Here is a 398-nt window from a genome sequence, read left to right as displayed (position 1 = left end):
TCGCAGGTTACGTGGCGCCCGTCTCACTGGCTGGCCCAGGCGTTGAAGCGCTCCTCCAGCTCCTCGCCGTGCTCGACCCAGAATTCGTCGTCCATCGCCAGGCCCTGCTCCAGGTTCGCCGGCGCGGTCGGCACCCAGCTCGCCAGTTGCGCGGGCAGGCGCTGGGCGGCCTGGCGGTTGGTCGGCCCGTAGGGAATGTTCTCGACGTAGCGCACCTGGGCATCCGGGGCATTGGCGAAGGCGATGAAGCGACGCGCCTCGGCGCCGCGCTTCGAACCCTTGACCACCGCCCAGTAGTCCATGCCGTACAGGCTGCCCGGCCATACCAGGGCCAGGTTGCGCCCCGCGCGGTGGGCGTCGGCGATGCGCCCGGTGTAGGTGGACGTCATCACCACGTC

Annotated in this window: 1 protein-coding gene; it reads right to left on the bottom strand. The window is 70.4% G+C overall.

All coding sequences use genetic code 11. The annotated features are described in order from the left end of the window. Window positions 1-23 precede the first annotated feature (23 nt). Window positions 24-398, bottom strand: a 375-nt coding sequence (locus FLP08_RS17225; RefSeq protein WP_156278156.1) for an extracellular solute-binding protein, incomplete at its 5' end; no start/stop codon positions are given.

It is taken from the genome of Christiangramia aestuarii (assembly GCF_009735585.1).
Taxonomy (GTDB): domain Bacteria; phylum Bacteroidota; class Bacteroidia; order Flavobacteriales; family Flavobacteriaceae; genus Christiangramia; species Christiangramia aestuarii.
Note: the sequence above shows the minus strand (reverse complement) of the source record. Positions and strands in the feature narration are given on the sequence as shown.